Source organism: Microbacterium sp. LB12 (assembly GCF_037150835.1).
Lineage (GTDB): Bacteria > Actinomycetota > Actinomycetes > Actinomycetales > Microbacteriaceae > Microbacterium.
In genome coordinates this window covers 1-1355 of record NZ_JBBCPF010000033.1, presented here as the reverse complement: position 1 = coordinate 1355, position 1355 = coordinate 1, and the positions used below count along the sequence as shown (strand labels likewise).

At 59.3% G+C, this 1355-nt stretch carries 1 protein-coding gene; it reads right to left on the bottom strand.

Features of this window, described 5'->3' with window-relative positions; all coding sequences use genetic code 11:
• Positions 1–48: 48 nt before the first annotated feature.
• Positions 49–921, bottom strand: a complete 873-nt coding sequence (locus WFM69_RS19240; RefSeq protein ID WP_337007441.1) for a hypothetical protein — start codon at positions 919–921, stop codon at positions 49–51.
• Positions 922–1355: the final 434 nt, after the last annotated feature.

The following is a 1355-nucleotide window of genomic DNA, read 5'->3' as shown; positions in this document are numbered from 1 at the left end:
TTCACTTACGAGGTGTCCTTCCGGACTGGTAAACGTTGCTCTAGACAATCAACATTTTCCCAGACCAGAAGGACATTTCACTTCACGGCACGCCCACGAACCGCACCCGACATGGTGGATCGGGGCTGAATGCTCGAGGACGTATTGAAGTAAGGCGTGTCCGAACACGATGAGTGAGGCGGTGGCTTCGGGGGAATCAAAGGATGCGAGAACCCCGTGCTTTCCAAGAACTGTGTACGTTTCGTTGCCGGTCTCGAACATGCGCACCGTGAACTGGACGAGCTCCTCCCTCTTCGGATTCGCCCGGAAAGGGCCTTTCCAGGTCTGGTCCGGGGCGACGCCGTCATTGAATCTGTATGCCACAAGCATGGGTGGATCGCCCTCGAATTCATCGCTCGTGTGTTCCGATAGCCGGGCTACGCCATCGGCGGTTTTCCACGAGCTGCGAAGGTCGAATTCTCGAAGAGACGCTCGGAGCTCGTCGCTGTCCCATGGGCGCGGGCGACGGTGGCGAGCGACCTTGTACTTGACACCCTTGGTAGCACTGCGAATTGCACCTTCGAGGCTGTCAACCATGCCAGCAAGTGCCATAAGTCGCGCGAGCTTCATCGAGACGTCAGTGGGAGTCGAAGTGGCCTCGGTGTTCAAGCGCGTACCTCGAGCGGTGCCTATCAAGTTCTCAGCTACGCGTTGCGTCGAATCGCCTTTATGATCCATCGTCCCCGACTCTGCGTAGGTGAGCGCGTGGGGGCCGAGTCGACGGATCAACCGCAGCCAGGTCTCGGAGTCGTATTGGGCGGCGATGTCAGTCGCCGCAAGCACCATTTCTTGTCGCAGCGCGACCATGTATTCAAAAGCTGCGGCGCCTTCGAGAACAGCGCCGTTGTCTACCCTCGGGAGAGCGGCAAGGAGGCGATCCATAGCCGAGTCCAGTGCGGCTGGGTAACAGCGCACAAAGGCTTCGTCGAACGCATTGAAGTCAGATCGCGTCTGTGGGCCGGGACGCGTTCGCTCGAGTTCCGGTGGGGGCTCAAGCGGAAGGGGCAATTTCGGCGCGGCTGCGTCCGGACTCGGACGCCTGAATGCGTCTCCTGCAGGCATACGAACATAGTGCCGTACTCGTGCGGACTCGTCGCGCCGGGATCGGTCTAGACATGTTCACGCCGAGCGATGCCCCGCGAAGACGGGACTGACATAGGTATCCGCGTAGATAACCGGCGCTCTGCCAACTGAGCCCCGATCCACCATGTCGGGTGCGGTTCGTGGGCGTGCCGTGAAGTGAAATGTCCTTCTGGTCTGGGAAAATGTTGATTGTCTAGAGCAACGTTTACCAGTCCGGAAGGACACCTCGTAAG